Annotated in this window: 26 protein-coding genes and 1 pseudogene; 3 read left to right on the top strand and 24 right to left on the bottom strand. The window is 73.1% G+C overall.

Features of this window, described 5'->3' with window-relative positions; all coding sequences use genetic code 11:
• Positions 1 to 198 precede the first annotated feature (198 nt).
• A pseudogene (locus ACIPXB_RS28660) lies at positions 199 to 738 on the top strand (peptidoglycan DD-metalloendopeptidase family protein); the annotation flags it as partial.
• Between the two features lie 63 nt (positions 739 to 801).
• Here ACIPXB_RS28660 and ACIPXB_RS28665 read toward each other — a convergent pair.
• The 18 genes from ACIPXB_RS28665 to proS all read right to left on the bottom strand — a co-directional run bounded on the left by ACIPXB_RS28665 (position 802) and on the right by proS (position 15,124).
• Entirely contained in the window at positions 802 to 1,341 is a 540-nt protein-coding gene (locus ACIPXB_RS28665; RefSeq protein WP_401454426.1) for a TetR/AcrR family transcriptional regulator, read from the bottom strand.
• A 70-nt stretch (positions 1,342 to 1,411) separates the two neighbouring features.
• Positions 1,412 to 2,248: an RNA polymerase sigma factor WhiG gene (gene whiG / locus ACIPXB_RS28670; protein WP_401454384.1), complete on the bottom strand. Its 837-nt coding sequence runs from the start codon at positions 2,246 to 2,248 to the stop codon at positions 1,412 to 1,414.
• 224 nt (positions 2,249 to 2,472) lie between these two features.
• Positions 2,473 to 3,642: a DNA-processing protein DprA gene (gene dprA, locus ACIPXB_RS28675; protein WP_401454385.1), complete on the bottom strand. Its 1,170-nt coding sequence runs from the start codon at positions 3,640 to 3,642 to the stop codon at positions 2,473 to 2,475.
• A complete protein-coding gene (locus ACIPXB_RS28680) occupies positions 3,639 to 5,297 on the bottom strand; it encodes a YifB family Mg chelatase-like AAA ATPase (protein ID WP_401454387.1) in 1,659 nt (552 codons plus the stop codon). The genes dprA and ACIPXB_RS28680 overlap by 4 nt, the downstream gene beginning before the upstream one ends.
• Positions 5,297 to 5,659 carry a YraN family protein gene (locus ACIPXB_RS28685; RefSeq protein WP_401454388.1) on the bottom strand — a complete coding sequence of 121 codons (363 nt, stop codon included), beginning with the start codon at positions 5,657 to 5,659 and terminating at the stop codon, positions 5,297 to 5,299. The genes ACIPXB_RS28680 and ACIPXB_RS28685 overlap by 1 nt, the downstream gene beginning before the upstream one ends.
• Before the next feature lie 87 nt (positions 5,660 to 5,746).
• Positions 5,747 to 6,055 (bottom strand): DUF2469 domain-containing protein, encoded by a 309-nt coding sequence (locus tag ACIPXB_RS28690; protein ID WP_179178094.1) that lies wholly within the window; start codon positions 6,053 to 6,055, stop codon positions 5,747 to 5,749.
• A gap of 55 nt (positions 6,056 to 6,110) precedes the next feature.
• Complete coding sequence (locus ACIPXB_RS28695; RefSeq protein ID WP_401454427.1) at positions 6,111 to 6,650, bottom strand: NUDIX hydrolase; 540 nt, start codon at positions 6,648 to 6,650, stop codon at positions 6,111 to 6,113.
• 16 nt (positions 6,651 to 6,666) lie between these two features.
• Positions 6,667 to 7,458, bottom strand: a complete 792-nt coding sequence (gene lepB / locus ACIPXB_RS28700) for a signal peptidase I (RefSeq protein ID WP_401454389.1) — start codon at positions 7,456 to 7,458, stop codon at positions 6,667 to 6,669.
• A 63-nt stretch (positions 7,459 to 7,521) separates the two neighbouring features.
• Complete coding sequence (lepB, locus tag ACIPXB_RS28705; RefSeq protein ID WP_401454391.1) at positions 7,522 to 8,400, bottom strand: signal peptidase I; 879 nt, start codon at positions 8,398 to 8,400, stop codon at positions 7,522 to 7,524.
• 120 nt (positions 8,401 to 8,520) lie between these two features.
• Complete coding sequence (gene lepB, locus ACIPXB_RS28710) at positions 8,521 to 9,351, bottom strand: signal peptidase I (RefSeq protein ID WP_401454392.1); 831 nt, start codon at positions 9,349 to 9,351, stop codon at positions 8,521 to 8,523.
• Positions 9,338 to 10,057, bottom strand: coding sequence for a signal peptidase I (gene lepB / locus ACIPXB_RS28715; RefSeq protein ID WP_401454394.1), 720 nt, complete (start codon positions 10,055 to 10,057; stop codon positions 9,338 to 9,340). The genes lepB (ACIPXB_RS28710) and lepB (ACIPXB_RS28715) overlap by 14 nt, the downstream gene beginning before the upstream one ends.
• A gap of 44 nt (positions 10,058 to 10,101) precedes the next feature.
• Complete coding sequence (gene rplS / locus ACIPXB_RS28720) at positions 10,102 to 10,452, bottom strand: 50S ribosomal protein L19 (RefSeq protein WP_401454395.1); 351 nt, start codon at positions 10,450 to 10,452, stop codon at positions 10,102 to 10,104.
• Positions 10,453 to 10,585: 133 nt separating this feature from the next.
• Positions 10,586 to 11,407, bottom strand: coding sequence for a tRNA (guanosine(37)-N1)-methyltransferase TrmD (gene trmD, locus ACIPXB_RS28725; protein ID WP_401454396.1), 822 nt, complete (start codon positions 11,405 to 11,407; stop codon positions 10,586 to 10,588).
• Positions 11,407 to 11,958, bottom strand: a complete 552-nt coding sequence (gene rimM, locus ACIPXB_RS28730) for a ribosome maturation factor RimM (protein ID WP_401454398.1) — start codon at positions 11,956 to 11,958, stop codon at positions 11,407 to 11,409. Before rimM ends, trmD begins: the two co-directional genes overlap by 1 nt.
• A gap of 79 nt (positions 11,959 to 12,037) precedes the next feature.
• On the bottom strand, positions 12,038 to 12,277 hold the full coding sequence (locus ACIPXB_RS28735) for an RNA-binding protein (RefSeq protein ID WP_201880709.1): 240 nt from the start codon (positions 12,275 to 12,277) through the stop codon (positions 12,038 to 12,040).
• A 2-nt stretch (positions 12,278 to 12,279) separates the two neighbouring features.
• On the bottom strand, positions 12,280 to 12,717 hold the full coding sequence (rpsP, locus tag ACIPXB_RS28740) for a 30S ribosomal protein S16 (RefSeq protein ID WP_401454400.1): 438 nt from the start codon (positions 12,715 to 12,717) through the stop codon (positions 12,280 to 12,282).
• 157 nt (positions 12,718 to 12,874) lie between these two features.
• The gene (locus ACIPXB_RS28745) at positions 12,875 to 13,474 is read right to left on the bottom strand and encodes a hypothetical protein (protein WP_401454401.1); all 600 of its coding nucleotides are present in this window, start codon (positions 13,472 to 13,474) and stop codon (positions 12,875 to 12,877) included.
• Between the two features lie 237 nt (positions 13,475 to 13,711).
• Positions 13,712 to 15,124, bottom strand: coding sequence for a proline--tRNA ligase (gene proS, locus ACIPXB_RS28750; protein WP_401454403.1), 1,413 nt, complete (start codon positions 15,122 to 15,124; stop codon positions 13,712 to 13,714).
• A 132-nt stretch (positions 15,125 to 15,256) separates the two neighbouring features.
• On the opposite strand from proS, the gene ACIPXB_RS28755 reads away from it, so the two are divergent.
• Positions 15,257 to 15,937: a class I SAM-dependent methyltransferase gene (locus ACIPXB_RS28755; protein WP_401454404.1), complete on the top strand. Its 681-nt coding sequence runs from the start codon at positions 15,257 to 15,259 to the stop codon at positions 15,935 to 15,937.
• Positions 15,938 to 15,989: 52 nt separating this feature from the next.
• On the opposite strand, the gene ftsH is transcribed toward ACIPXB_RS28755, so the two are convergent.
• The 6 genes from ftsH to ACIPXB_RS28785 form a co-directional block, all read right to left on the bottom strand.
• Entirely contained in the window at positions 15,990 to 17,903 is a 1,914-nt protein-coding gene (gene ftsH, locus ACIPXB_RS28760) for an ATP-dependent zinc metalloprotease FtsH (protein ID WP_401454405.1), read from the bottom strand.
• A gap of 136 nt (positions 17,904 to 18,039) precedes the next feature.
• Complete coding sequence (ffh, locus tag ACIPXB_RS28765; protein WP_401454406.1) at positions 18,040 to 19,617, bottom strand: signal recognition particle protein; 1,578 nt, start codon at positions 19,615 to 19,617, stop codon at positions 18,040 to 18,042.
• A gap of 209 nt (positions 19,618 to 19,826) precedes the next feature.
• Positions 19,827 to 22,256, bottom strand: coding sequence for a [protein-PII] uridylyltransferase (locus ACIPXB_RS28770; protein ID WP_401454407.1), 2,430 nt, complete (start codon positions 22,254 to 22,256; stop codon positions 19,827 to 19,829).
• A 17-nt stretch (positions 22,257 to 22,273) separates the two neighbouring features.
• Positions 22,274 to 22,612 (bottom strand): P-II family nitrogen regulator, encoded by a 339-nt coding sequence (locus ACIPXB_RS28775; RefSeq protein WP_401454408.1) that lies wholly within the window; start codon positions 22,610 to 22,612, stop codon positions 22,274 to 22,276.
• A complete protein-coding gene (locus ACIPXB_RS28780; protein WP_401454409.1) occupies positions 22,609 to 23,955 on the bottom strand; it encodes an ammonium transporter in 1,347 nt (448 codons plus the stop codon). Before ACIPXB_RS28780 ends, ACIPXB_RS28775 begins: the two co-directional genes overlap by 4 nt.
• 312 nt (positions 23,956 to 24,267) lie before the next feature.
• Positions 24,268 to 25,785 carry a hypothetical protein gene (locus ACIPXB_RS28785; RefSeq protein WP_401454411.1) on the bottom strand — a complete coding sequence of 506 codons (1,518 nt, stop codon included), beginning with the start codon at positions 25,783 to 25,785 and terminating at the stop codon, positions 24,268 to 24,270.
• Between the two features lie 309 nt (positions 25,786 to 26,094).
• Between ACIPXB_RS28785 and ACIPXB_RS28790 the strand changes: the two genes are divergently transcribed.
• Positions 26,095 to 26,769 (top strand): bifunctional DNA primase/polymerase, encoded by a 675-nt coding sequence (locus tag ACIPXB_RS28790; RefSeq protein ID WP_401454413.1) that lies wholly within the window; start codon positions 26,095 to 26,097, stop codon positions 26,767 to 26,769.
• Positions 26,770 to 26,912 lie beyond the last annotated feature (143 nt).

Consider the following 26,912-nt stretch of genomic DNA (forward strand, 5'->3'; position numbering starts at 1 on the left):
CGGTGCTGGGGCGTGCGAAGTCGACCCGGTGACCCGGATCGCCACAAGAAGTGTACGGGACCCGGCGCCGTGCCGGATGACGCCTCCCCCGGACCCCGTCCGGGGTGCCCCCGATCCACGGCGGCCCGGTTGTCCACAACGGCCCGGTCGTCCACAGGCGGGCCGGTGTCGGGAGCCCGCCGGGGGACCGTGGTGAACATGACGTTCTCGCTGCTCACCGTGGTCCTGACGCTGCTGCTGGCCCTGCCGCCGACCCCGCCCGCACCGCACGCCCGCCCGCTGCCGGCCCCCGCGACGCCGTACGCCCACCTGCGGCCGGCCCCGGCCGCGCCGTACGCCCATCCGCGGCCGGCCGCGTCCGCGCCGTACGCCCATCCGCGGCCGGCCCCGGCCGCGCCGTACGTCCGCCCGCTGCCGGCCCCGCTGCACGTGGTCCGCTGGTGGGATGCGCCGCCGGGGCCGTACGCGGCGGGTCACCGCGGGGTGGACCTCGCCGCGCCGCCGGGCGCGCGGATCCGCGCGGTCGGCCCCGGCCGGGTGCATTACGCCGGACAGGTGGCCGGCCGCGGCGTGCTCTCCCTCACCCTCCCGGGCGGGCTGCGCACCACGTACGAGCCGGTGCGGCCGCTGGTGGTGACGGGGGAGGCCGTCACCGCCGGCCAGGTCGTGGCGGTCCTCGACGCGGGGACGCACTGCCCGGTGGCGTGCCTGCACTGGGGGCTGCTGGCGGGCGAGAGCTACCTCAACCCGCTCGCGCTGCTCGGCCGCGCCGCGGTCCGGCTGCTGCCGCGGGGAACGGGGTCAGCCCCGGACGCCGCGCAGGGCCATGGCGACGGCCACCTCGGTGACCTCGGCGGGGTCCTCCGCGGCGCCCAGCTCGATGCGCCGGACCGCGGCGTCCACCACGCCCTGGAGCAGCATGGCCGCCAGCCGGGGCTGGGCGTGGCCGAGCGCGCCGAGCGCCTCGACGATCATCGCCACCAGGCCGCCGTGGGCCGCGCGGATCTTCTCCCGCGCCCCGGCGTCCAGCTCGCTGGCGGAGATCGCCACCACGGCCCGGTGCCGCCGGTCCCCGACCAGGCTCAGCTGGCTGCGGACATAGGCCTCGATCTTCGCCTCGGGGGCCTGCTCGGCCTCCATCGCCGCCTCGATCTCGGCCGCCCACACGGGGAAGTCCACCGCGCACAGCTCTTCGACCACGGCCGCGCGCGAGCGGAAGTACTCGTAGACGGAGGACCGGGCCAGGCCGGTCCGCTCGGCGAGGGCGGGGAAGGTCAGCGCTTCCGTCCCGCCTTCGGACAGCAGGGAACGCGCGGCGTCCAGCAGGGCGGCGCGCTGCATCGTCCGGTGCTCGGCCACGGAGGCCGCTCGAATCCTTGGCACGGTTCCACTCTACGGAGGGGACGCAAGCTCACCGCCCGACATCCGCCAGCTTCGCCCGCAGTTGCAGCACGGACTTGGTGTGGATCTGGCTGACGCGGCTCTCGGTGACGCCCAGGACGTGGCCGATCTCGGCGAGGGTCAGGCCCTCGTAGTAGTAGAGGGTCACCACGGTCTTCTCCCGCTCGGGGAGGGTGTTGATCGCCCGGGCCAGCAGTCTGCGCAGCTCACGGTCCTCGGCCACTTCCACGGGATTGTCGGCTGCGGTGTCCTCCAGGGTGTCCATGAGCGAGAGGCGGTCGCCGCCCTCGCCGCCCACGTGCAGCAGCTCCTCCAGCGCGACCACGTTGGCGAGGGACAACTGGCTGAAAACGGAGTGGAGTTCCTCCACCCCGACGCCCATCTCGCCGGCGACCTCGGTCTCGGTCGGGGTGCGCCGCAGCTGCGCCTCCAGGGTGGCGTAGGCCCGCTCCACGGCCCGCGCCTTCTGCCGCACCGAGCGCGGGATCCAGTCCAGCGCGCGCAGCTCGTCGATCATCGCGCCGCGAATCCGGGTGATCGCGTACGTCTCGAACTTGATCGACCGCTCGATGTCGAACTTCTCGATGGCGTCGATCAGCCCGAAGACCCCGGAGGAGACGAAGTCGGCCTGCTCCACGTTGGGCGGCAGGCCGACGCTGACCCGGCCGGCGACGTACTTGACCAGCGGCGAGTAGTGCAGGATCAGCTGCTCCCGCAGCCGTTCGTCACCCGATTCCTTGTACGAGCGCCACAGCGTGTCCAGGGACGAGGGCGCGGTGGACCTCTCGCTGCCGCGGGCAGCGGGGGGCACGGCAGCGCGGTCAGACCCTGAGGTGTGCTGGGGCATGCTTCGCCTTTGTCGGGGCCGGATTCCTTGGGAGCGTAGCGTGACTGAATCGTCGCGGTGCGCGAAGAGGCGGTGCGCGAAGAGTACGGGATCGCACGGGGGCGCCGGAGCGGCTCACATCGCGCGGGCGGCCCGGGACCGGCGCCTCGCGCCCGGTCCCGGCGGCTGGCACCAGGAGGACCGCATCTGTCATCGGCTTCACTCTTTCACCGGAACACCCCAGGTCAATGACCGCCTCGCCGGACGCCACCGGTTCGAGTGCCCTCGTCGGGCGGGTGCGGGGTCAACCGCCACTCCTCGCCCTGCCGTTCGACGAACCCCAGAGAGTGAAGTTCGTACAGTCTGCCGATGACCTCATCGGTTCCGGTGCCCGCGGCCAGTGCCACCTCCTCGGCACGGGCGGGCCGCCCGGCGGGCAGGGCGTCGAGCACCCTGGCCGCCGCCGGCGCCAGCAGGTCCCGGGTCAGCACCGGTCCGCGCCGCACGGGCGCCAGCTCGCCCATGGCGCCGACCAGTTCGACGACGTCGGCGGCGTCGGTGACCAGGGTGCCGCCGCCGCGCAGCAGTTCGTGCACCCCGGCCGAGAGCGCGCTGGTGGCGGGGCCGGGCACGCCCATGGTGAACCGGCCCAGCGCCTGGGCGCGGCGGGCGGTGACCAGCGAGCCGCTGCGCAGCGCGGCCTCGACGACCACCGTGCCGCGGGTGAGGGCGGCGATGACCCGGTTGCGCAGGACGAACCGGCTGCGGGTGGGATGGCTGCCCGGGGGCAGCTCCCCCAGGACCAGCCCCTGGCCGACGATCCGGCCCAGCAGCCCGGCGTGCCCGCGCGGGTACGCCACGTCCACCCCGCAGGCCAGCACGGCGGCCGTCGCCCCGCCCGCGGCCAGCGCCCCGCGGTGCGCGGCCCCGTCGACCCCGAAGGCGCCGCCGGACAGCACGACCCAGCCGCGTTCGACGAGTCCGGCGGCCAGGGTCTGGGCCATGTGGGCGCCGTAGGGCGTGCAGGCCCGGGCCCCGACGACGGCGACCGAGCTCAGGGCCCAGGCCCGCAGGTCGGGGGCGCCCCGCAGCCACAGCCCCACCGGCCGGGTGTCCCCGAGGTCGTCCAACTGGCGGGGCCACTGCGGCGACCCGGGGCAGACGAACCGCCCGCCCAGCTCCTCGATCCGTGCGAGGTCGCGGTCCGGGTCCGCGAGCGCCGCCCGGCCGCGGTACCCGGCCAGCCGCTCCTGCCCCACCCCGGCCAGCGCCCGGCTCCCCTCCTCGGGCCCGGTGAGCAGCCGTATCACCTCGGCCGCCCCGAACTCCCGCAGCCAGCGCCCGCCGTGCTCGTCCCCGGGCTCCAGCACCCGGGTCAGCGCGGCCCTCGCCCGCAGGTCCTCCTGCCCGGTCATCGCACGGCTCCCGGGCCGAGCGGCACACCGCGGGCGATACCGGTGCGCAGTTCCAGGGCGACGGCCATGTCGAGGGCGTCGGGACGGTCCTTGCCGGCCAGGTCGGCGACGGTCCAGGCGACCCGCAGCACCCGGTCCAGGCCGCGCGCGGTGAGCAAGCCCCGCTCCAGGTCGCGTTCGGCCTGGTCGAGGGCGCCGGGCACGGGCCGGCGGCGGGTGCGCAGCTCGTGCCCGGGGACCTCGCTGTTGACGGTCCACGGTGTCCCGGCGAGCCGGTCCGCCGCCCGGGCCCTGGCCTCGGCGACCCGCGCGGCGACGGTGCTGCTGGCCTCGCCGCGCCCGCCCCGGCCCAGCAGGTCGGACCGGCTGACCGGTTCCACCTCCACCCGCAGGTCGACGCGGTCCATGAGGGGCCCGGAGAGCCGGCTCTGGTAGCGACGGATCACCGACGGAGGGCATTCGCAGCCGGCCCCGTGCAGGGTGTGCCGCCCGCACGGGCAGGGGTTGGCGGCCAGCACCATCAGGAACCGCGCGGGCAGCCGGACCACCCCGGCGGCGCGGGCCACCACGACATGACCGGATTCCAGCGGCTGGCGCAGCGCGTCCAGGACACGCGTGCTGAACTCCGGGGCCTCGTCCAGGAAGAGCACGCCCTTGTGTGCCAGCGAGACCGCCCCGGGCCGGGGCACGCCCTGCCCGCCGCCGATCAGCGACTGCATGGTCGCCGAGTGGTGCGGGGCGCAGTAGGGCGGCGCGCCGACCAGGGGCTCGCCGGGCGGCAGGATCCCGGCGACCGAGTGGACGGCGGTGACCTCCAGGGACTCCTGCCGGGTGAGCGGCGGCAGGATCCCCGGCAGCCGCTCGGCCAGCATCGTCTTGCCGGCGCCGGGCGGGCCGCTGAGGAAGAGGTGGTGGCCGCCGGCGGCCGCCACTTCCAGGGCCCGGCGGGCCAGCGGCTGCCCCGCCACGTCGGCGAGGTCGGGCAGCCCCTCCGCGCCGCCCGGTCCCCCGCCCGCCGCCGCGGCGGCCCCGGCCGGTCCGCGGAGGAGGCCGGTGCCCAGCGCGGCCCCCGGCACGACCAGGCCCGCGAGCATCGGGTCCGGGCGCCCCGGCGGCTCGGGGGGCTCTTCGTCGGGGATCTCGGCGTCCGTCAGGACCGCGATCAGCTGGCGCAGGCTGCGGATGCCCAGCACCGAGACCTGCGGGACCAGGGCGGCCTCCGCCGCGCAGCTCTGGGGGACGACCACCCTGCGGTAGCCGGCCTCCGCGGCCGCCAGGACCGCCGGGAGGACGCCCCGGACGGGGCGGGCCCGGCCGTCGAGACCGAGCTCGCCGATGAGGACCAGGTCGGCGATGGCGGCCACGTCGACACGCTCGGCCGCGCCGAGGACGGCCGCCGCGACGGCCAGGTCGAACCCCGAACCGCATTTGGGGACCGACGCCGGACTGAGGCCGACGGTGAGCTTCTTCTGCGGCCACTCCGCGCCGGAATTGACCACCGCAGCGCGCACCCGGTCCCGGCTCTCGACCAGGGTCTTGTCCGGCAGGCCCACGAGGGTGAAGGCCGCCACCCCCGGTTCGAGGTCGGCCTGCACCTCCACCACCACGCCCTCGACGCCGACCAGCGCCACCGAGCACGTCCGCGCGAATCCCATCAGGCCACCCCCCTGAGGTGGTCCACGACGGGCGCCCCGCGCCGTGGCAGGACCACCGCGACCAGGTCGATGCGCACCCCGCCGGGCGGTGGTCCGCCGTGGTCGGCCAGCCACCGCTCGGCGAGCCGGCGCAGCCGCACCGCCTTGCCCGCCCGGACCGCCGCCGCGGGATGCTCGAACGCGCCGGCCCGGCGCGTCTTGACCTCGCAGATCACCAGCGCGTCGCCGTCCCGCGCGACGATGTCGATCTCACCGCCCCGCCCGGACCGCCAGTTGCGCGCGATCACGGTCATCCCGGCTTCGGCCAGCCGCCGCGCGGCCAGCTCCTCGCCGTACTTCCCCAGTGCCCCTCGTGCGTCCATCCGGCACCACCTCCGGTACCGAATGTCCCGCGCCGCCCCCGATCAGAAGGATCTTGGTGGACAACCGAGGCATTGTGGATAACTTCCTCAGCTGCCCGGGAGCTCCAGGTCGGTCTTGTTGAGCTCCTCGATGTTCACGTCCTTGAAGGTCAGCACGCGCACCTGCTTGACGAAGCGCGCCGGGCGGTACATGTCCCAGACCCACGCGTCCGCCATCGTGACCTCGAAGAACACCTCGCCCTGGACCGAGTGCACCTGCATCTCGTAGTCGTTGGTGAGGTAGAAACGGCGTTCCGTCTCGATCACGTACTTGAACAGCCCGACGACGTCGCGGTACTCCCGATAGAGCTTCAGCTCCATCTCGGTCTCGTACTTCTCGAGGTCCTCGGCGCTCATGGCATGTTCCCCTTCAGCCGTGCGTCCCCCTATTGTGCGCCAGGCTCACGCGCCCCTAAACGATTTCGGGATCCAGGACCACCGGCGCACCCGGAGGACCCTCGTCGAGCAGCTTGCGCAGCAGCTCGGCGAGTCTGGTCGGGTACACCGTCTCACGGGCTGCGAGAAGTTCCTCGGAGGTCCACCATCTGGCACCGGTGACGCTGCGCCGCTCCAGGTCGGTGAGAGCGGCCGGCGCGGTCGCGGTCTGGCTGGTCCGGGCCAGGAAGTACCACTCGTCCTGCTCCCAGCGCCGCCCGTCGAAGGGGAAGGAGCAGTAGCGGTGCCACAGCACCGGGCCGAGCTCCACCTGTGTGATCCCGGTCTCCTCGGCCAGCTCCCGCAGGGCGGCCTCCGCCCGGCTCTCGGTCCCCTCCAGGCCGCCGCCCGGGGTGAACCACCACTCCTGCGCGGGATCGGCCGGTTCGAACCCGTGCAGCAGCAGGATCCGGTCGTCCGGGTCCAGCAGGATCACCCGCGCCACCGCCCGCGGACCCGGATCACCCGAGGCGCCCAAAACGCCCGGGTCGCCCGGGTCGCCCGGGTCGCCCGGCACCGCCGGGGTCCCACCCTCAGCCGACACCGCCGGCTCCCGCCCCGCCGGTCCGCCCACGCCGCAGCAGGCGGGCGACGGGCCCGTACGCGGCCCCCGCCACCACCAGGAACGCGCCGGTCACGGCCGCCGCCACCTGGAGCCGCAGCGGCCCCTGCGCGGAGACCCCGCCGGGCAGCCCCGCGTACGTGCCGGGGCGCTCCACCATCACCATCGACGGCCACACACGGGCGTCGATCCGGGCGCTGACCGCCTCCCGCGGCACCGTTCCCTGCCCGGCCTCCTGAAGGTGCGCCCGGGAGTCCAGCGAGGCCGACCGCCGGTCGCCCATCAGGAACAGGTTGCCCTCGGGGACGGTCACCTCGAACGGGGTCTCCGACGCCACCCTCGAGCGCTGCCCCGACCCGTCGGCCTTCACCATGTCCAGGTAGGGCTCGTCGAGCTCCTTGCCGTTCACCGAGAGCCTGCCGCCCTCGCCGCAGCAGCGCACGGTGTCGCCGCCGACGCCGACGACCCGCTTGAGCATCGGAGCGTTGCTCCATACCGCGTCGGTGAAGATCACCACGTCCCCGCGGCGGACCTCGCCGCCGTCGATGCGCTGGGCGAGCACCCGGTCCCCGGGCAGCACCGTCGGCATCATCGAGTCCGTGGGCACGGTGTACGGCCGGTAGACCAGCGCGCCCCACACGAAGCCGCCGAGGAAGAGCACAAAGCCGACGGCCACGGCGATCCCCGACAACACGTTGCCGAGGCCACCGCGGCCGTCCCCACCGCGTACGGTTCCCTGTGTGGACCGCTGTGTACCGCCCATAGCTGCGCGCCCCCGCCTGAGGAGATCTCGACCTGGGCGGCACCCTACCCGGCGGTACGCTCCCTAGCCACGCCTGTCCCGCGCCGCGGACCGCACGGTCAGCCGCCGCCGGCGCCACAGGACGAGCGGCACCGCGCCGACGAGTCCGAGCGCGGCCGGCGCGGCACCGAGCGCCGCCGCGGCCTTCTTGTCGTTGATGCCCGGCTGGTCGAAGGTGTCCGGGACCGGCAGCGTCGACCAGCGGGTGAGCGGCCACGCGACGACCACGGCGCGCCCGACGACCTTGTCGACCGGGACGAAGCCCTTGGTGGAGTCCTGCTGGTGGAAGCGGGAGTCCTGCGAGTTCTGCCGGTGGTCGCCCATCACCCAGATCTTGCCCTCGGGCACGGTGAGCGGCCCGAAGGGGAAGTCGTCGCACGGCGTGTCGCCCGGGTAGATGTACGGCTCGTCGAGCTCCTTGCCGTTGACCTTGACCGGGCCGCCCTTCTTGCACTCCACCGTGTCCCCGCCGACCGCGATGACCCGCTTGATCAGGTCCTTCTCGTCGGCGGACGGCATCAGGCCGATCTTGCTGAGGACCTGCTGGACGAGGTTGGGCTGCGGAGTGGGCTCCCCCGACAGCCAGTTCGCCGGGTCGTGGAAGACCACGACCTCGCCGCGCTCGGGCTCGGAGCCGAACCACGGCGTCAGCTTGTCGACCAGCACCCGGTCCCCGCGCTGCAGGGTGTTCTGCATGGAATCCGAGGGGATCGAGAACGCCTGCATCAGGAAGGTCTTGATCAGCAGGGCCAGCACCAGGGCGATGCCGATGAGGAGCGGCAGTTCCTTCCAGAAGGGGCGGTGCGGCTGCGCTTCGGCTGCGTCGTCCTCGTTCTTCTCCTCGACGGCCGGGTCCGGCTTCTCCTCCGGCTCATCGCGCTCGGACCGTGCGCCTACTGCCACATCCCCCACATCCACTCCTCAGTTCGTACGTTCGCGTCGCGGCCCGCGCCGGTTCGGACACGGGCCCTCCCCTCCCTTAACGACCGGGAGTTCCCGAGGGCGCGGGAGACCGAGGACACACTATGCGAACGCCGGGCCCCCGCGGCCCCTGCGGCGCCCGCGCCGCGCACGATCGGGCACGTTACGGAACGTCGCGGGTGTGTCGAGCGAGCTCCAGTGACCGTACGGCCAGGCGATGACGACGGCCCGGCCCACCACGTCGCGCACGGCGATGGTTCCCTGGCCTGCCTCGTCCAGGTGGTAGCGGGAATCGGCCGAGTTGGAGCGGTGGTCGCCCATCACGAAGATCCGGTCCTCGGGCACCCGCACCTCGAAGCGGATCTCGGAGGGCGCGTCGCCGGGGTTCACGTACGGCTCGTCGAGCGGCGTGCCGTTGACGGTCACCCGCCCCTGGGCGTCGCAGCACGCGACGGTGTCGCCGCCGATGCCGATGACCCGCTTGATCAGGTCCTGCTCGTCGGCGGAGGGCAGCAGGCCGATGAAGGTCAGCACCTGCTTGACCTGCTTGACCACGACCGGATCGGGCTCGGGCCGGGCGGCCTCGCCCTGGAGCCAGCCGCCGGGGTCCTTGAAGACGACGACGTCGCCGCGCTCGATCTCGGAGCCGAACCACGGGGTGAGCTTGTCGACCAGGACGCGGTCGCCGATCCGGATCGTCTGTTCCATCGAGCCGGAGGGGATGAAGAAGGCCTGGACGAGGAACGTCTTCAGGACGAGCGCGATGCACAGCGCCACGACCACCAGCAGCGGCAGCTCGCCCGCCCGCCGGGTGCGCCGGCGCCGCCGCAGCCGGCGCATCTGCAGGCGCCGGTGGGCCCGGCCGCCCTCCAGGGTGACGAAGGAGGGTTCCGGCTCGCGCTCGCGCTTCTTCCCGCGGCTACCCACGTCCACCGCCGGTCCGGTCCGCCGCGCCCCAGCGCGAGGCGGGCCAGCCGATCCAGTCGGCCCGTCCGATCACCTTGTCCACCGGCACCATCCCGCCCCCCGGCTCCCCGAGGTGGTCCCGCGAGTCCCGGGACTGGGAGCGGTGATCACCCATCACCCACAGGGTGCCCAGCGGGACGACGATGCGGAAGGGCACCTTCGACGGGGCGTCCCCGGGGTAGAGGTACGGCTCCGGCAGCGGGACCCCGTTGACGGCCAGGCGTCCGGCCGCGTCGCAGCACACCACGTCGTCGCCGCCCACGCCCACGACCCGCTTGACGAAGTCGCTGTCGGAGGGCCCGGCCAGGCCCAGTGCCGAGACCGCGCCGCGCAGCACCGCCCCGGGGCCGCCGCCCTCGGGGCGCTCGGGCACGAAGGACCCGGTGCCGTCGAAGACGATCAGGTCACCGCGGGCAGGCTGATTGCCGAAACGGTACGCCAGCTTGTTGACGAGCACCCGGTCGCCGACGGCCAGGGTCGGCTCCATCGACGTGCTCGGGATCTGGAACGGCTGCACGACGAAGTTGCTGAGCAGGAGCAGGAACGCGGTGCACGCGACGCCCAGCAGGGCCGTCCGCCGCCAGGTCAGCCGCAGGAACGCAGAACGCGGCCGCCCCTCCCCCTCGTCGGGAGAGGAGTGGCCGCGCTGCGGGTGAGGTGCTTCGGTGTCCATCGGAGGCGAGCCTATCCGGCCGTTCCGGGACACCGGAGGGAGCCTCAGTTGTCGCGCTTCTCCTTGATCTTCGCGGCCTTGCCGCGGAGCTCACGGAGGTAGTACAGCTTGGCGCGGCGGACGTCACCGCGGGTGACCAGCTCGATCTTCTCGAAGATCGGGGAGTTCACCGGGAAGGTGCGCTCCACACCGACGCTGAAGGAGACCTTGCGGACCGTGAAGGTCTCGGACACGCCGGAGCCCTGACGGCGGATGACGACGCCCTTGAACTGCTGGATACGGGAGCGGTTGCCCTCGATCACGCGGACGTGGACGTTGACGGTGTCACCGGGGCGGAAGGCCGGGACGTCCGTACGCAGGGAGGCGGCGTTGACGCCGTCCAGGAGAGAAGACATGTTCTCGTCTGCTTTCTTCGCACGACGCCACAGGTCGCCGGTGCGGGTTCTTCGTAGAGAATTCGGGAGCCGTAGCACCCGGCGGACGACGGTCCCCCTGTGGCAGGGGCGCTCGCGGGCGTACAGCAGCCGCCTATTCTTCCACGGCCTCTGCTCTGCGCCAAAATCGGCCGTCCGGGGCCGGTTCCCAGCCCAGGACGGAGAGCGTCTCGCGGTCCTTCTTGTCGAAGGCGGTGGCGGGGGTGCGCTCGACGAGGTCCGGCCGGTTCGCGACGGTACGGGCGAAGGCCTCGTCCCGCCGCCAGCGCGCGATCCTGCCGTGGTGGCCGCTGAGCAGCACCTCGGGGATGCCGCGCCCGCGCCACACGGGCGGCTTGGTGTAGACGGGCCCCTCCAGCAGGTTGGCCATCTCGCCGGGTGCGAAGGAGTCGTCGCGGTGCGACTCGGCGTTGCCGAGCACCCCGGGCAGCAGCCGGGCGACGGCCTCGGTGATGACCAGGACGGCCGCCTCGCCGCCGGCCAGCACGTAGTCGCCGATGGAGACCTCGTGGACCGGTATGCGGGTCGCGTACTCGTCCATGACGCGGCGGTCGATGCCCTCGTAGCGCGCGGGCGTGAAGATCAGCCAGGGCTTCGCGGAGAGCTCGACGGCCAGCTCCTGGGTGAACGGCCGGCCGCTGGGGGTGGGGACGACCATGACGGGCCCGTGCGCGCCGGCCTCGTAGCCGGCGGCGAGCGCGTCGTCGAGGCAGTCCCCCCAGGGCTCGGTCTTCATGACCATGCCCGGGCCGCCGCCGTACGGGGTGTCGTCGACGGTGTTGTGCCGGTCGTACGTCCATTCCCGCAGGTCGTGGACGTGCACGTCGAGCTGGCCGCGGGCGCGGGCCTTGCCGACGAGGGAGACGTTCAGCGGCTCCAGGTACTCGGGGAAGATCGTGACGACGTCGAGCCGCATCAGGAGGCGTCCTCCGCGTCACGCGTGGAGACGATCTCGGCGCGGTCGTCGATGAGCCCGGGCGGCGGGTCGATGACGGCCCGCTGCTCCTCCAGGTCGATCTCGGTGACGATCTCCTCGACGAAGGGGATCATCACCTCGGTGCCGTCCGGCCGCTCGACGATGAACAGGTCCTGCGAGGGCAGGTGCGAGATCTCGGTGATCCGGCCGATCACGGTGCCGTCGGCGAGGACCACGTCCAGGTCCATCAGCTGGTGGTCGTAGAACTCGTCCGGGTCCTCGGGCAGCTCCGCCGGGTCCACGTCGGCGATCAGCAGGGTGTTGCGCAGCGCCTCGGCGGCGTTGCGGTCCTTGACTCCCTCGAAGCGCAGCAGCAGCCGGCCGCTGTGCACCCGGCCGGTCTCGACGGTCAGCGGTCCGGCCGAGGCGGGCTCGGTCTGCAGGACGGCGCCGGGGCTGAGCCGCAGCTCCGGCTCGTCGGTCCGCACCTCGACGGTGACCTCACCCTTGATGCCATGGGCGCGGCCGATCCGCGCGACTACCAGCTGCACGCTGTTCCTCTCCCTCTTCGAACGACGACGGGCCGGGGTGGGCACCAGCCCTCCCCGGCCCGTGCCGGTGTTCAACTTCTCAGCGGATCTGGTCCACGTCGACGAGGTCGACGCGGATCCCCCGGCCGCCGATGGCGCCCACGACGGTGCGCAGGGCACGCGCGGTGCGGCCGTTGCGGCCGATCACCTTGCCGAGGTCGTCGGGGTGCACCCGGACCTCCAGCACCTGCCCACGACGCAGGTTGCGCGAGGCGACCTGCACGTCGTCGGGGTTGTCCACAATGCCCTTCACGAGGTGCTCAAGAGCCTCCTCGAGCATGCTCAGGCCTCGGTCGACTCGGCGGCGGCCTCAGCCTCGTCCGCCTTCTTGTCGGCCTTCTTCGCCTTCTGAGTGATGGCCTCGCCCTTGGCGTCGCCACCCTCCAGCGCCTTCGCGAACTCGTCGAAGGAGCGACGCTTGTCCTCCTTCGTCGCCGGCTGCAGCAGCGGCGCCGGGGCCGGCAGGCCCTTGTGCTTCTGCCAGTCACCGGTGAGCTTCAGGATGGCGAGCACCGGCTCGGTCGGCTGGGCGCCGACGGACAGCCAGTACTGCGCGCGCTCCGAGTCGACCTCGATGCGCGACGGGTTGTACGTGGGGTGGTACAGACCGATCTCCTCGATCGCACGACCATCGCGGCGGGTGCGCGAGTCGGCGACGACGATGCGGTAGTGCGGCTGGCGAATCTTGCCGAGGCGCTTGAGCTTGATCTTGACTGCCACTGGAGTGGTGTCTCCTGAACTTGACGTGGTTGGGCACATGAGATGCCACGTGGGGTTGCGGTACTCGGGTGCCCGATGGACGCGTCAGCCGGAGGAGAGAGGGGTCCTATGCGACTGTCGAGTACAGCTAGCCATTGTGCCACATGCCCGTGCCGCGTCAGGACGCGGCCGCACCCACGGCCACTTCCGGGATACGGAAGGGCTTGCCGCAGCCCCCGCACACGATCGGCGCCTGGGCCAGCACCGACGGCACCACCCGGACGTTGCGCCCGCAGTCGCAGACCGCCTTCACCCGGACCCCGCCCCCGGAGGACCCGTGCCGGGCGGCCGGACCCCGGAAGCTGCGCTTGGTGTCCGCGGCGGTGGCCACCATGTGCGCCTTCAGCGCGCGCTGGAGCCGCTCCATGGTCGGCCGGTAGCGCTTCTTCGCCTCGGGGTTGAGCGAGACCAGCGAGAAGCCGCTGCTGGCGTGCGGCTCGTCGGAGTGGTCCAGGCCCATCTCCTCGGCGATCGCCAGGAAACGGCGGTTGTGGTAGCGGCCGGCGCGCGAGGTGTCGCGGACACCTCGGGCGGCGGCGATGCCGTGGACTGCCTCGTGCAGCAGTCGCTCGAAGGAGAGCTCCGCGCCGCAGGCGGACGAGGACTCTCCGATCAGGGACTCGGGCGCGGCAAGGTCAGGCAGCTCGGGGTGGTACCGCTGAATGTCGGCCCACGCCTGCGCCAGCTCTGCGGCGAGAACAGGTGGTGTCGTGCTCACGTCGTGACAACGAGCCGAGGTGCCACGGTGTTCCGATTCCGGGCCATTCCAAATTTTTTGCACGTACCAGTCAGTTCAGTCTCATGCGACCGGACGAGGGCGGGTGCGCAGAACTCAGGAGGAGTCGGTACGTATGGGGGTCCCCCGGACGTGGTCGCCTCACGGCCGCCCCACGTCCGGGGAACCCCCGGACGTCACCGCCCGACGCGCGCCACCGGCGCACGCGGGCCGCGCGCGTCAGTACGAACGCGCCACGATCGCCAGCGTGCCCGGGGCATCGTCCGCCACCGGCACCGAGCCGTCCTCGGCGACCAGGCACCGTACGGAGACGGCCTGCTCGGCGAGCTTGGCCTCGCCCTCCGGGCCCAGCACGTCCCACGGGATCCGCGCCCAGCCGCCGGCGATCGCGGCCTCGGCGGCCTCGCCGATCGTCGCGACGTCGGTCGTACGGGCCTCACGGCGCTCGCGGGACTCGCGCAGCAGCTGCGCCTGGTCCTCCTCCAGCACCTTCGGCAGCAGGTCGGCCAGCGCGTCGATGCTCACCGGCTCCTTGCCGCCCGGGATGCGGCGCGCGAGCATCGCGGTGCCGGCCTCCAGGTCGCGCGGGCCGATCTCCACGCGGACCGGGACGCCCTTGAGCTCCCAGTCCACCGCGCGGCGGCCGAAGGGGGTGTCCACCCGGTCGTCGACCTGCACGCGGATCCCGGCGGCCTTCAGCTGCGCACCGAGCTCGCGCACCTTCGCGACGGCCTCGTCGCCCTTGATCGCCATGACGACGACCTGGACATGGGCCAGCCGCGGCGGCACGCGCAGACCGTTGTCGTCGCCGTGGGACATGATCAGACCGCCGACCATGCGGGTCGAGACGCCCCAGGAGGTCTGCCAGACCAGCTCCTGCCGGCCCTCCTTGGACAGGTACTGGGTGTTGAAGGCCTTGGCGAAGTTGGTGCCGAGCTCGTGGCTCGTGCCCATCTGCAGCGCCTTGCCGTCGCCCATCATGCCCTCGAGGGTGAGGGTGTTGATGGCGCCCGCGAAGCGCTCCTTGGCGGTCTTGCGGCCGAGCACGACGTCGATGCCGAGCACGTTCGTCATGAAGTCGCCGTAGACGTGGCGGTGGATGTGCGCGGCGTAGTCGCGGGCGTCCTCGTACGTGGCGTGGGCCGTGTGGCCCTCCTGCCACAGGAACTCGCTCGTACGGAGGAAGACGCGGGGACGCATTTCCCAGCGGACCACGTTGGCCCACTGGTTGATCAGCAGGGGCAGGTCGCGGTAGCTCTGCACCCACTTGGAGAAGTAGTCGTTGATGATCGTCTCGGAGGTCGGCCGGACGACGACCGGCTCCTCCAGCTCCTTGCCGCCGCCGTGCGTGACGACCGCGAGCTCGGGCGCGAAGCCCTCGACGTGCTCGGCCTCCCGCGTCAGGTACGACTGCGGGATGAACAGCGGGAAGTACGCGTTCTGGGCGCCCGCGTCCTTGATGCGCGCGTCCATCTCCTGCTGCATCCGCTCCCACAGGCCGTAGCCGTACGGTCGGATGACCATCGTGCCGCGCACCGGGCCGTTGTCGGCCAGCTCGGCCTTGTTGATCAGATCCTGGTACCAGCGGGGGAAGTCCTCCGACTGGGGGGTGAGAACGGGAGCCTTTGCCATGGCGCGAATGGTACGGCGCCGGGCGCGTCGAGCGTGAATCGGGTCCGGCAGTCCTCTGGACGCGGGGGCGAAGTGGGAGTTCTCTGACAACGGGGGCATGGGGGCGAGACGGGAATCAGGAGCGCTCTTTCGATGACACCGACGCTGACGCCGACGCTGGCCGCCCGGGACTGGGCGGAGATCCAGGAACGGATGCTGGTACCGCTCTACGAAGCGGTGTACGAGCGACTGGAGGTCGGGCCGGGCGACCGGCTGCTCGGCCTGGACTGCGGGGCCGGGCTGCCGCTGCTGCTGGCCGCCGGGCGCGGCGCCACGGCGACCGGCGTGGAGCCGGACCCCGCGCGGCGGGCCCTGGCGCGCGAGCGGCTGCTGGAGGTGCTGCCGCAGCTGCCCGCGCCCGCCGCGGCCCGTCCGTACGACGTCCTGCTGGCCTTCGCCCCGGATCCGGCCGCCCTGCCGGCCGCCGCGGCGCTGGTGCGGCGCGGCGGGGCGGTGGTGCTGGCCGACTGGGGGCCGCCGGAGCGCTGCACGGCGCCGGCGGTGCTGGGCGGCGGACCCGTCCCGCGCGACCTGGACGCGCTGGCCGAGGCGGCCGGGCTGCGGCCGGACGGCTCGGGCCGGGTGTTCTGCCCGTTCGGCTACGCGGACATGGAGAGCGCGGCGCGGGGACTGCTGTCCACCGGCCTGTACGACGTCTCGGACCCGGCGCAGGCGGAGAAGGAGCTGACGGAGGCCCTGCACCCGTACGAGCGGGCCGACGGCACGGTGTGGCTGCCGAACATCTTCCGCTACGTCGTCACCCGGGTGGGCTGAACACCCTCCGCTCCTGTGGGCCCCGTGCGCGGCCCGGCCCCTTCCGCACCGGTCACTTCTTCGTGCGGGGGACACCGGCCGCCGCGTACGCCGCCTCCTCGTCCAGGGTCTCCTCCGCCAGCAGGGCCGTGGCGAGGGCGTCGAGCCGGTGGCGGTGCTCGCGCAGCAGCCGGCAGGCGTTCTCGTAGCACTCGTCGACGATCCGCCGCATCTCCGCGTCGACGGTGTCCAGCGTGGCGGGGGCGGCGGCGAGGCCGTACGCGACCTGGCTGTCGGCGGGGAACGCGGTGAGCCGGCCGACGCGCTCGCTCATGCCCCAGCGGCCGACCATGCCGCGTGCCAGATTGGTCACCTGTTCGAGGTCGTTCTCCGCGCCGGTGGTGATGACCCCGTAGACCACCTGTTCGGCGGCCATGCCGCCGAGCGCGCCGATGATCCGCCCGCGCAGGTACTCCTCGGTGTACGCGTACCGGTCGGCGTCCGGTGTGGACAGCGTGACGCCCAGGGCGCGCCCGCGCGGCACGATCGTGACCCGGCGGACCGGGTCGGCGCCCGGGTGCAGCATGCCCAGCAGGGCGTGCCCGCTCTCGTGGTACGCCGTGCGCCGGCGCTCCTCGTCGGGCATGACCAGGGAGCGCTCGGCGCCGAGCTGGATCTTCTCCAGGGCGTCGGAGAGGTCCTCCTGGGTGACCTCGGCGTGCTGGCGGCGCACGGCGAGCAGGGCGGCCTCGTTGGCCAGGTTGGCGAGCTCCGCGCCGGTCATGCCGGGGGTGGCCCGGGCCACCTGGACGAGGTCGGTCTCCGGTGCCAGCGGGATGTCCCGGGTGTGGATGGCCAGGATGGCCGCCCGGCCGCCGCGGTCGGGCGGGGAGACCTGGACGGTCCGGTCGAAGCGGCCCGGCCGGGTCAGGGCGGGGTCGAGGACGTCGGGGCGGTTGGTCGCGGCGATCACGACGACGCCCTCGGAGCCGGAGAAGCCGTCCATCTCGGTGAGGATCTGGTTGAGCGTCTGCTCGCGCTCGTCGTGGCCGCCCATGCCCGCGCCGGCGCCGCGGGCCCGGCCGATGGTGTCGATCTCGTCGATGAAGATGATCGAGGGGGCCACCTTGCGGGCCTCGGCGAACAGCTCCCGCACCCGCGAGGCGCCCACACCCACGATCATCTCGATGAACTCCGAGGCCGAGGCGGAGAAGAAGGGCACGCCCGCCTCGCCCGCGACGGCCCGTGCCAGCAGGGTCTTGCCGGTGCCGGGCGGGCCGGCGAGCAGCACCCCGCCGGGCATCCGGGCGCCCATCCTGCGGTAGGCCGCCGGGTTCTTCAGGAAGTCCACGACCTCGCTCAGCTCGGCCTTGACCTCGTCGATTCCGGCGACGTCGTCGAAGCTGGTACGCCGGGTGCCCGCCAGCTCCACCGGTCTGGGGGGCGTTTTCCGGCCGAGTCCGCCGAGCCCGCCGCCCATCGCCGAGCCCATCCGGCGGGCGACGAGCACCCACAGGCCGACCAGCAGCAGCATCGGCGCCAGCGAGATCAGCAGGTTGGCGAGGAAGCTGCGGTGCTCGACGACCGGGGAGGCGGTGACGGTGACGCCCTTGGCGGTCAGGTTCGCCCAGAGGTCGTCGTCGGCGAAGGCGGGCCGCTGGGTGATGAACGTGGTGTAGTCGCCCTTGCCGCCGGGCACCGGCTGTTTGCTCTTCAGCTCGCCCTCGATGGCGTCGCCCTTGGAGTAGATCTTCGCGACGTTGCCGTCGGCGACCTGCTTGCTGAACTCGGTGTACGAGACGGTCGGCTCGTCGCCCTTGTTGAGGAAGGAGAGCACCAGGTTGGTGAGCAGGTAGACGATCAGGGCGGCGAGGACCAGGTTCCGCCAGCTGATCTTCTTGCGGGGCGGCGGGGACGGCGGGGCGCCTTCGGAGCGCCAGGGCGCGCCGGACCGGTCACGCGGGGGCACGGGGGTGGGCTGGGGCACGTGGCCGCCTCCTTCTGCCGTCCTCCCGGCCGACCATAGGCGACAAACCGGACGGTCGCTTCCGGAGGACCACGACGAGGGGCCCCGCCGGTCCGCCCGGCGGGGCCCCTCGTCGTACGCGCCGTGGCGCTGCGCGCTACTTCATGAACTTCTTGAACTCGTCCGGCAGCTCGAAGTCCTGACCGCCCTGCCCGGCCGGCAGGCCGAACGGGTTGCCGCCGGCGACCGCCTCGTCACCCGGGCCGCCCTGGCCGCCCTGCTCGCGGCGGGCCGCGGCGGCGGCCTCCTCGGCCTTGCGCTTCATCGGGTTGCCGCTCTTGCGCTTGCCCTTGGCCTGCTTGACCTGCTTCTTCTGCCGGCCGGGGCCGCCGCCCATGCCCGGGATACCGGGCATCCCCGGCATGCCGCCGCCCTGGGCCATCCGCGACATCATCTTGCGGGCCTCGAAGAACCGCTCGACGAGGTTCTTGACGGCGCTGACCTCGGTGCCCGAACCCTTGGCGATACGGGCACGGCGGGAGCCGTTGATGATCGTCGGGTCGTTGCGCTCGGCCGGCGTCATCGACTTGATGATGGCGGCGGTGCGGTCGACGTCGCGCTCGTCGATGTTGTTGATCTGGTCCTTGATCTGCCCCATGCCCGGCAGCATGCCGAGCAGCTTGGAGATGGAGCCCATCTTGCGGACCTGCTCCATCTGGGACAGGAAGTCGTCGAGCGTGAACTCCTTGGGCCCCTTGGCGAGCTTGGCCGCCATCTTCTCGGCCTCGGCCTGCGAGAAGGTCTTCTCGGCCTGCTCGATGAGGGTGAGCATGTCACCCATGTCGAGGATCCGGCCCGCCATGCGGTCGGGGTGGAACGCGTCGAAGTCGTCGAGCTTCTCGCCGTTGGAGGCGAACATGATCTGCTTGCCGGTGACGTGCGCGATGGAGAGCGCGGCACCACCGCGGGCGTCGCCGTCGAGCTTGGAGAGCACGACGCCGTCGAAGCCGACGCCGTCACGGAAGGCCTCGGCGGTGTTGACCGCGTCCTGACCGATCATGGCGTCGACGACGAAAAGGATCTCGTCGGGGCTGACGGCGTCGCGGATGTCCGCGGCCTGCTGCATCAGCTCCTGGTCGATGCCGAGGCGGCCGGCGGTGTCGACGATGACGATGTCGTGCTGCTTGGTGCGCGCGTACTCGATCGAGTCCTTGGCGACCTGGACCGGGTCACCGACACCGTTGCCCGGCTGGGGCGCGTAGACCGCGACGCCCGCGCGCTCGGCGACGACCGAGAGCTGGTTGACGGCGTTGGGGCGCTGGAGGTCGCAGGCGACGAGCAGCGGCGCGTGGCCCTGGGCCTTGAGCCAGAGGCCGAGCTTGCCGGCGAGGGTGGTCTTACCGGCACCCTGGAGACCGGCGAGCATGATCACGGTGGGCGCGGTCTTGGCGAACCGCAGCCGGCGGGTCTCGCCGCCGAGGATGCCGACGAGCTCCTCGTTGACGATCTTCAGGACCTGCTGGGCCGGGTTGAGCGCCTTGGAGACCTCCGCGCCGCGGGCGCGCTCCTTGACGTTCGCGATGAACGAGCGGACGACCGGGAGGGCGACGTCGGCCTCGAGGAGGGCGATACGGATTTCCCGCGCCGCAGCGTCGATGTCCTGCTCGGAGAGGCGGCCTTTGCCCCTGAGGGACTTGAAGGTCGCGCTGAGGCGGTCGGAAAGCGTATCGAACACGGTGGTCGCGATTCCTCGGGTCGGGGGCAGGGTGGTCGTCCCCCAGGGTATCGGGCTCCGCCACCGGCCCGGCCCCGCGGGCGGCATTTCCCGGGGCCGGCGGGGCATGTCACCAGCCCCGCCGGCGTTTGAAGCGCACTCCCGGCCCCGCCGGCGCTTGAGGCGCGGGGGTGCGGGGGGGGCGAAGCCCCCGCAACGGCGCCGTAGCGCTACGACAGGGCCGCCTCCACCGCCGCCGCCAGCGCCACCGCGTCCGCGCCGCCCAACGGCTTGCCGTCCGCGTCCACGACGTACACCGTGTCCACCGCGTTGGCGCCCAGCGTCGAGACGTGCGCGCTGCGGACCCGGACCCGGCCCGCCTCCAGGGCCCGGCCGATCCGGTGCAGCAGCCCGACCGCGTCGGGGGCCCGGACCTCCAGGACCGTCGCCAGCGAGGAGACGTCCGGGACCACCGTGACCCGCGGGGGCGGCGGGACCACCCCGCGCCGGCGCGGGTACGCCGCCTCCCGGTCCGCCAGCTTCGCCGGCACGTCCAGGGAGCCGTCCAGCGCCCGGACCAGGTCCGCGCGCAGCCGGGCGGCCTGCGGGAGGGAGCCGTACTCGGCGGCGACCCGCCAGCGCAGGACGAGGACCTCGCCCAGCTGGTCGGGCAGTTCCACCGAGCGCAGGTCGGCCGCCCGTACGGTCAGCCGGTGCAGGGCCAGCACCCCGGCGACGGCGGGCAGCACGCCCGGCTGGTCGGGGACGGCCACGGCCAGCTCGACGCCGACCACGTCCTCCTCGTGCCGGGCGTGCAGGGTCAGGACCGGCTCCCGGGTGCGCAGGGCCTCGACCGCCAGCCGTTCCTGCTCGGTGCTCGGGGCCGGCGGTTCCGCCGCCGGCGCCGTGCCGTCCAGGACGGCCGCGACCCGGCGCACCAGGTCCGCGACGAGCGAGCCCCGCCACGCCGACCAGGCGGCGGGCCCGGTCGCCCGCGCGTCGGCCTCGGTCAGCGCGTGCAGCAGCTCCAGCGTGACCGGCGAGCCGACGGCCTCGGCGACGGCCCGGACGGTGGCCGGGTCGTCCAGGTCGCGACGGGTCGCCGTCTCGGCCAGCAGCAGGTGGTGGCGGACCAGCGTGGCGAGCACCGTCACGTCGGCGGGCTCGAAGCCCAGCCGTGCGGCGACGTCGCGCGCGATCGTCTCGCCCGCCACCGAGTGGTCCCCGGGCCAGCCCTTGCCGATGTCGTGCAGCAGGGCGGCCATCAGCAGCAGGTCGGGGCGGCCGACCCGGCGGGTCAGCTCCGAGGCCCGTACGGCGGTCTCGACCAGGTGCCGGTCCACCGTCCAGGTGTGGACGGGGTTGCGCTGCGGGCGGCAGCGCACCCGTTCCCAGTCCGGGAGCAGCCGGGTGATCAGCCCCTCCGCCTCCAGGGCCTCCCAGACGCCCACGGTCGGCTCACCCGCGCCCAGCAGCGTCAGCAGCTGCTCGCGGGCCTCGGCCGGCCAGGGCACCGGCAGCGGTCCGGCGGCCTCGGCCAGCCGCCGTACGGCGTGCGGGGAGACCGGCAGTCCGGCCTGGGCGGCGGCGGCCGCCAGCCGCAGCGGGAGCACCGGGTCGCGTTCGGGGCGGGCGGCCAGGGCGAGGACGGCCTCGCCGTCCTGTTCGACCACGCCCTCCGCCAGCGGGGCCCGCTCCACGGCGCCGCCGCGCGGGCCCAGCAGGGCGCGCAGCCGCGGCCGGGCCGCCCGGGCCCGCAGCACCCGGCCCACCTCGCGCCAGGTCACGTCGCCCGCGTACGCGACGACGCCGGCCGCTTCGTACACGTCGCGCAGCAGGGCGTCCGCGTCCAGCACGCCGAGCCGGCCGGCGACGGCGTCCTGCTCCTGGAGGGAGAGCCGGTCGGCGGCGCGCCCGGTGACCAGGTGCAGGGCGTCACGCGTGTCCAGCAGCCGCCGCCGGGCGTCGGCGAGGCCGGCGCGGGGGGCGTCGGCGACCCAGGAGGCCGCGACCGCCCGCAGCGCGGTGATGTCGCGCAGTCCGCCGCGGGCCTCCTTGAGGTCGGGTTCGAGCAGGAAGCGCAGCTCCCCCCAGCGCTCGGCGCGGTCCCGGCACATCGAGTGCAGCTCGGGCAGCCGCCGGGGCGCCTGGTTGCGCCAGTCGGCCAGTACGGAGGTGCGCAGGGAGGCCAGCAGCCCGAGGTCGCCGGCGACGGGCCGGGCGTCGAGCAGTCCCAGGTGCACCTTGAGGTCCTCGGCGGCCGTCTTCCGGGCCTCGGCCGGGGTGCGCACCGAGTGGTCCAGGGCCAGGCCCAGGTCCCACACGGGGTACCAGATCCGGTCGGCCAGCGCGCTCAGCGCCTTGGCCCCGGCCTTGCCGTCGTGGAGCAGCAGCAGGTCCAGGTCGCTGCGCGGGGAGAGTTCGGCGCGCCCGTAGCCGCCGACGGCGACGAGGGTGGCGCCGCGGACCCCGGTCTCGCGCGCGGCCGTCGTGAAGAGGGCGTTCAGCCAGTCGTCTGTCAGCCCCGCCAGCGCGGAACGCCGCGAAGGCCCGGACCGCGACTCCTCCTGGAGGAGTCGCAGCCGGGCCGCGGCGTAACCGCTGGCTCCCGGGCCGGCCGGATCGGAGGGATCCGTCGTGGAGTGTTCGACGCTCGTCACCCAGGAGCTCCCGTCCGCTAGAGCGCGTCAGCGCCGCGCTCGCCGGTGCGGACCCGGATCACCGTGTCCACGGGGACGCTCCACACCTTGCCGTCGCCGATCTTGCCGGTCTGGGCCGCGGAGACCACCACGTCCAACACGTCGTCGGCCGCGTCGTCCTCGACGAGGACCTCGATGCGGATCTTGGGGACCAGGTCGACCGTGTACTCGGCACCGCGGTAGACCTCGGTGTGGCCGCGCTGGCGGCCGTACCCGCTGGCCTCGGAGACCGTCAGGCCCTGGACGCCGAACTGCTGGAGGGCTTCCTTGATCTCGTCCAGCTTGTGGGGCTTGACGATCGCGGTGATGAGCTTCATGCGTCTACCTTCTTGCTCGCGGCGGCTACGGGGGCGGGTGCGGCGGTGCTGCGCGAGGAGGCGCCGCCACCGGCTCCGCTGAAGTCGTAGGCGGTCTCGGCGTGCTCGACCTGGTCGATGCCGGACACCTCGTCGTCCTCGCTGACCCGCATGCCCATCGTCTTGTCCAGGAGGAAGGCGAGCAGGGCCGACACGACGAGGGAGTAGGCCAGGACCGAGAAGACTCCGATGGCCTGCTTGCCGAGCTGCTCCAGGCCACCGCCGTAGAAGAGGCCGGCCACGTCGGACTGCACGCCACCGGTGGCGAAGAGGCCGACGAGGAGGGAGCCGAGGACACCGCCGACGAGGTGGACGCCGACCACGTCGAGGGAGTCGTCGTAGCCGAACTTGTACTTCAGGCCGACGGCCATGGCGCAGACGACACCGGCGATGGCGCCGATGGCGATCGCGCCGAGCGGGGAGCAGGAGCCGCCGGCGGGGGTGATGGCGACGAGGCCGGCGACCGCGCCGGAGGCGGCGCCGAGGGTGGTGAAGGAGCCGTGGCGCAGCTTCTCGTACGCCAGCCAGGCCAGCATGGCGGCGGCGGTGGCGACCTGGGTGTTGACGAACATGACCGCGCCGATGCCGTCGTCGTTGCCGAGCCAGGAGCCGGCGTTGAAGCCGAACCAGCCGAACCACAGCAGACCGGCGCCGAGCATGACCAGCGGGAGGCTGTGCGGGCGCATCGGGTCCTTCTTGAAGCCGACGCGCTTGCCGATGACGAGGATGACGCCGAGGGCGGCGGCGCCGGCGTTGATGTGGACGGCCGTACCGCCCGCGAAGTCGATGACGCCGAGCTCGAAGAGCCAGCCGCCGGCGCCCCACACCCAGTGGGCGACGGGGAAGTAGACGACGGTCACCCACAGGGCGGTGAACAGCGCCCAGGCGGTGAACTTCACGCGGTCCGCGAGCGCACCGCTGATCAGCGCCGGGGTGATGACCGCGAACATCAGCTGGAAGACAGCGAAGACGTAGACCGGGATGGTGTAGCCGTCCCACAGCTGGGTCAGGCCGATGCCGCTGAGGCCGACGTAGTCGGAGGACCAGCCGATGACGGAGCCGGAATCGGTGCCGAAGGCGAGGCTGAAGCCGTAGAGGACCCACAGGATCGTGACGATCCCGAGGCTGATGAAGCTCATCATCAGCATGTTGAGGCTGCTCTTGACGCGGACCATGCCTCCGTAGAAGAAGGCGAGGCCCGGGGTCATCAGCATGACCAGGGCGGAGCAGATGAGCATGAACCCGGTGTTCGCGGCAGACAGCTGTGGGGCGTCTGCGGCAAGGGTCGTGATGGCTGATGCCATCGGCGTCTCCTCGTCGTCGGTACGTTCGCGTGCGGGCGATCGTGAAAACCTGAGCGGAGCCAGGGCGGGGGGCCTGGGGACTGGCCGGTTATTGGCCATGAGATTCGCGCAGGCCGGTTTCCGGCGGTGCCGCTCGATGTTTCGCGACGGTGACGAAGAGGTCGGGCGTGTTACGCGCCCATGAACCCCGTGGGGGCGAGGGCTGGGAAGCCGGCCGCGGCAGTGACCCGGATGACCTGGCATGGGGGAGCCTGATCGGGCTTCACGGGGTGACTGCCGCGGCCGGGGCCTCGGGGAGGTCCGCGCAGGACCTCAGACCGCCTCCGCGGACTCGGGGAGGCGGGCGGCGAGGTGGTCGGTGAGGCGGACGACGTCGGCGACGTGGCCGTACTCACGGGCGGCGGTGTCCACCGTCTTGCGGAGCCGGTTGTTCACGCGCTCCGAGCGCACCTTCTGCGCCACGGTGAGGGCGCGGTCGATCAGGGCGGTGGCCTGCTCGGGCTCGCGCCGCAGCAGGTGGACGGTGGCCAGGCCGACGAGGTTGAGGGCGTAGCTGCGCTGGTGTTCCGGGTCCTTCTCGAAGAGCTCGACGGCGCGTTCCATCACGGGTTCGGCGAGGGAGGCGTACGTGGGGCTGCGGCCGGCGACGTAGGCGAGGTCGCGGTACGAGTGGGAGTTCTCACCGTTGAGTTCGGCCTCGGAGAAGAACCGGATCCAGTCGGGCTCGGGCTCGCCGCCGAGGCCGACGTCGCCGAAGGTGTCCTCGGCCATCCGGACGGCCCGCTTGCAGCGGCTGGGCTGGCCCATGTTGGCGTACGCGCGGGCCTCCATCGCATACAGCATGGCCTGGGTGCGGGGGCCGGCGCAGTCGCGGCTGCCGTACTGGGCGAGGTGGATGAGTTCCAGGGCGTCCTCGGGGCGGCCGAGGTGGATCATCTGGCGGCTCATGTTGGAGAGGATGTACGAGCCGAGCGGCTTGTCGCCGGCCTCCTTGGCCGCGTGCAGGGCGAGGACGAAGTACTTCTGGGCGGTGGGGTGCAGCCCGACGTCGTAGCTCATCCAGCCGGCGAGTTCGGCGAGTTCGGCGGCGACCTTGAACAGGCGCTTCATGACGGGCCCGGGGTGGTTCTCCTGGAGCAGGTCGGTGACCTCGTGGAGCTGGCCGACGACCGCCTTGCGGCGCAGGCCGCCGCCGCACTGGGCGTCCCACTGGCGGAACATGACGGTGGTGGCCTCGAGGAGGTCGAGCTCGGGCTCGGACAGGCGGGGCGGCCGGTGTCCGGCCGGGCCCGCCCCGCCCCCGTCGCGCGGTACCGGGTCGGCGGCCGGTACCGGCACGAGCCAGCGCTGCATCGGCTCGATGAGGGCGGGGCCGGCGGACAGGGCGAGCGAGGTCCCGAGGAAGCCGCGGCGGGCGAGCATCAGGTCGCTGCGGGAGAACTCGCCGAGCAGGGCCACCGTCTGGGGGCCGGCCCAGGGCAGGTCGACGCCGGAGACGGACGGGGTCTGGTGGGCGGTGCGCAGGCCGAGGTGCTCGATGGCGACGACCGTGCCGAAGCGCTCGGAGAACAGCTCGGACAGGATCCGCGGGACGGGTTCGCGGGGCTGTTCGCCGTCGAGCCAGCGCCGTACGCGGGAGGTGTCGGTGCTGATGTGGTGCGCGCCCATCTGACGGGCGCGGCGGTTGACCTGGCGGGCGAGCTCGCCCTTGGACCAGCCGCTGCGGACGAACCAGGAGGTGAGCTGCTCGTTGGGGCCGGTGCCGCGCGCCGCGCAGTCCCCGGGGTCCGCGGCGTCCACCTCGGGTCCGCCTGCGCCGTTGCCGCTCACTGGAACGCCCCCATTCCGGAACACTTCTTGCCTCCGGCATACCCACGGATGCGGAAGCTTCGCCTCTCGTGCACTGAAAGTAATCCTACGATCACCCCCTCGGCGAGGTCGATTCCACAATCGCCACCATTCGCCACCCCTTCGAATGAACTCGCCACCCGTCAAGCGCGATTCACTTGACACACGACAGCCGAAAGCAGTTGGCGGACGGGTGTACGGCGGGGCGCGCGCGGCACGGAGCGCGCCGGCCGGGCCCGGGGACCGCTACGTAACCACCGGTGCGTCCGACCCGTTGGAGGGGGCATGGGCATGGGCTTCACGATCGGCGGCAGCATCGGCGGCCGGAGCACCAGGGAGTTCCGGTCCGGCGCCCGGCGCCGCGGCCGGATGTCGGAGTGCACAGCGGTGGCGGAGTACACCGGGCTGTGGGGCTGGGACGTGGTCCCCGGGGCGCGGGCCGCGGCGCCCGGGCGGGACTGTTCGTGCGGGGACGCGCAGTGCGCGGCGCCGGGCGCGCATCCGCTGGCGTTCGAGGCGGTGGTCCCGGCCGGGGCCACGCTGGACGAGGTCACGGTGGCGTGGGCGCAGTTCCCGGGGGCGGCGCTGCTGCTGCCGGTGGGCCGGTCCTTCGACGTGATCGAGGTCTCCGGGGAGGCCGGGCGGCGGGCGCTGGTGCGGCTGGAGCGGATGGGGCTGCCGCTGGGCCCGGTGAGCGCGACCCCGGACGGGCGGGCGCAGTTCTTCGTGGCGCCCGGCGCCGCGGCCGAGCTGCCGCACCTGCTGTACCGGATGGGCTGGGACGACGCCGGCCTCGACCTGCACGCGCTGGGCGCGGGGTCCTTCCTGACCGCTCCGCCGTCCGACCACGCGGGCCTGGGCCCGGTGACGTGGCTGCGGCCACCGGCGCTGGACTCCTCGCGCCCGCCGGAGGCCCGGCTGCTGCTGGGCACGCTCGCCTACATCTGTCACCGCTCGGAGCGCTGAGGGCGGCGCCGGTCCGGCGCGTACGCCAGGGGCCCCGCGGTCCGGTGCGGATGCTGTTGGTTTATTCGGGGCCTGGCGTGACGTCGGCCTTCGAGACCCGGTTGTGGTCTTGAGGGCCGACGTTGTCGTATGGGGTGGGGGCG

Source organism: Streptomyces sp. NPDC090022, from assembly GCF_044748145.1.
In the GTDB taxonomy this organism is placed as follows: Bacteria; Actinomycetota; Actinomycetes; order Streptomycetales; family Streptomycetaceae; genus Streptomyces.

Excerpts from the sequence above, each read along its gene's own strand:
- rplS (WP_401454395.1), bottom strand. The coding sequence starts at position 10,452 with ATGTCTTCTCTCCTGGACGGCGTCAACGCCGCCTCCCTGCGTACGGAC.
- ACIPXB_RS28735 (WP_201880709.1), bottom strand. The coding sequence starts at position 12,277 with ATGCTCGAGGAGGCTCTTGAGCACCTCGTGAAGGGCATTGTGGACAAC.
- lepB (WP_401454389.1), bottom strand. The coding sequence starts at position 7,458 with ATGGGCGGTACACAGCGGTCCACACAGGGAACCGTACGCGGTGGGGAC.
- ACIPXB_RS28790 (WP_401454413.1), top strand. The coding sequence starts at position 26,095 with ATGGGCTTCACGATCGGCGGCAGCATCGGCGGCCGGAGCACCAGGGAG.
- ACIPXB_RS28690 (WP_179178094.1), bottom strand. The coding sequence starts at position 6,055 with ATGAGCGCCGAGGACCTCGAGAAGTACGAGACCGAGATGGAGCTGAAG.
- ACIPXB_RS28665 (WP_401454426.1), bottom strand. The coding sequence starts at position 1,341 with ATGCAGCGCGCCGCCCTGCTGGACGCCGCGCGTTCCCTGCTGTCCGAA.
- ACIPXB_RS28685 (WP_401454388.1), bottom strand. The coding sequence starts at position 5,659 with ATGGACGCACGAGGGGCACTGGGGAAGTACGGCGAGGAGCTGGCCGCG.
- ACIPXB_RS28755 (WP_401454404.1), top strand. The coding sequence starts at position 15,257 with ATGACACCGACGCTGACGCCGACGCTGGCCGCCCGGGACTGGGCGGAG.
- proS (WP_401454403.1), bottom strand. The coding sequence starts at position 15,124 with ATGGCAAAGGCTCCCGTTCTCACCCCCCAGTCGGAGGACTTCCCCCGC.
- dprA (WP_401454385.1), bottom strand. The coding sequence starts at position 3,642 with ATGACCGGGCAGGAGGACCTGCGGGCGAGGGCCGCGCTGACCCGGGTG.
- trmD (WP_401454396.1), bottom strand. The coding sequence starts at position 11,407 with ATGCGGCTCGACGTCGTCACGATCTTCCCCGAGTACCTGGAGCCGCTG.
- whiG (WP_401454384.1), bottom strand. The coding sequence starts at position 2,248 with ATGCCCCAGCACACCTCAGGGTCTGACCGCGCTGCCGTGCCCCCCGCT.
- ACIPXB_RS28775 (WP_401454408.1), bottom strand. The coding sequence starts at position 22,612 with ATGAAGCTCATCACCGCGATCGTCAAGCCCCACAAGCTGGACGAGATC.
- ACIPXB_RS28680 (WP_401454387.1), bottom strand. The coding sequence starts at position 5,297 with ATGGGATTCGCGCGGACGTGCTCGGTGGCGCTGGTCGGCGTCGAGGGC.
- lepB (WP_401454394.1), bottom strand. The coding sequence starts at position 10,057 with ATGGACACCGAAGCACCTCACCCGCAGCGCGGCCACTCCTCTCCCGAC.
- ACIPXB_RS28780 (WP_401454409.1), bottom strand. The coding sequence starts at position 23,955 with ATGGCATCAGCCATCACGACCCTTGCCGCAGACGCCCCACAGCTGTCT.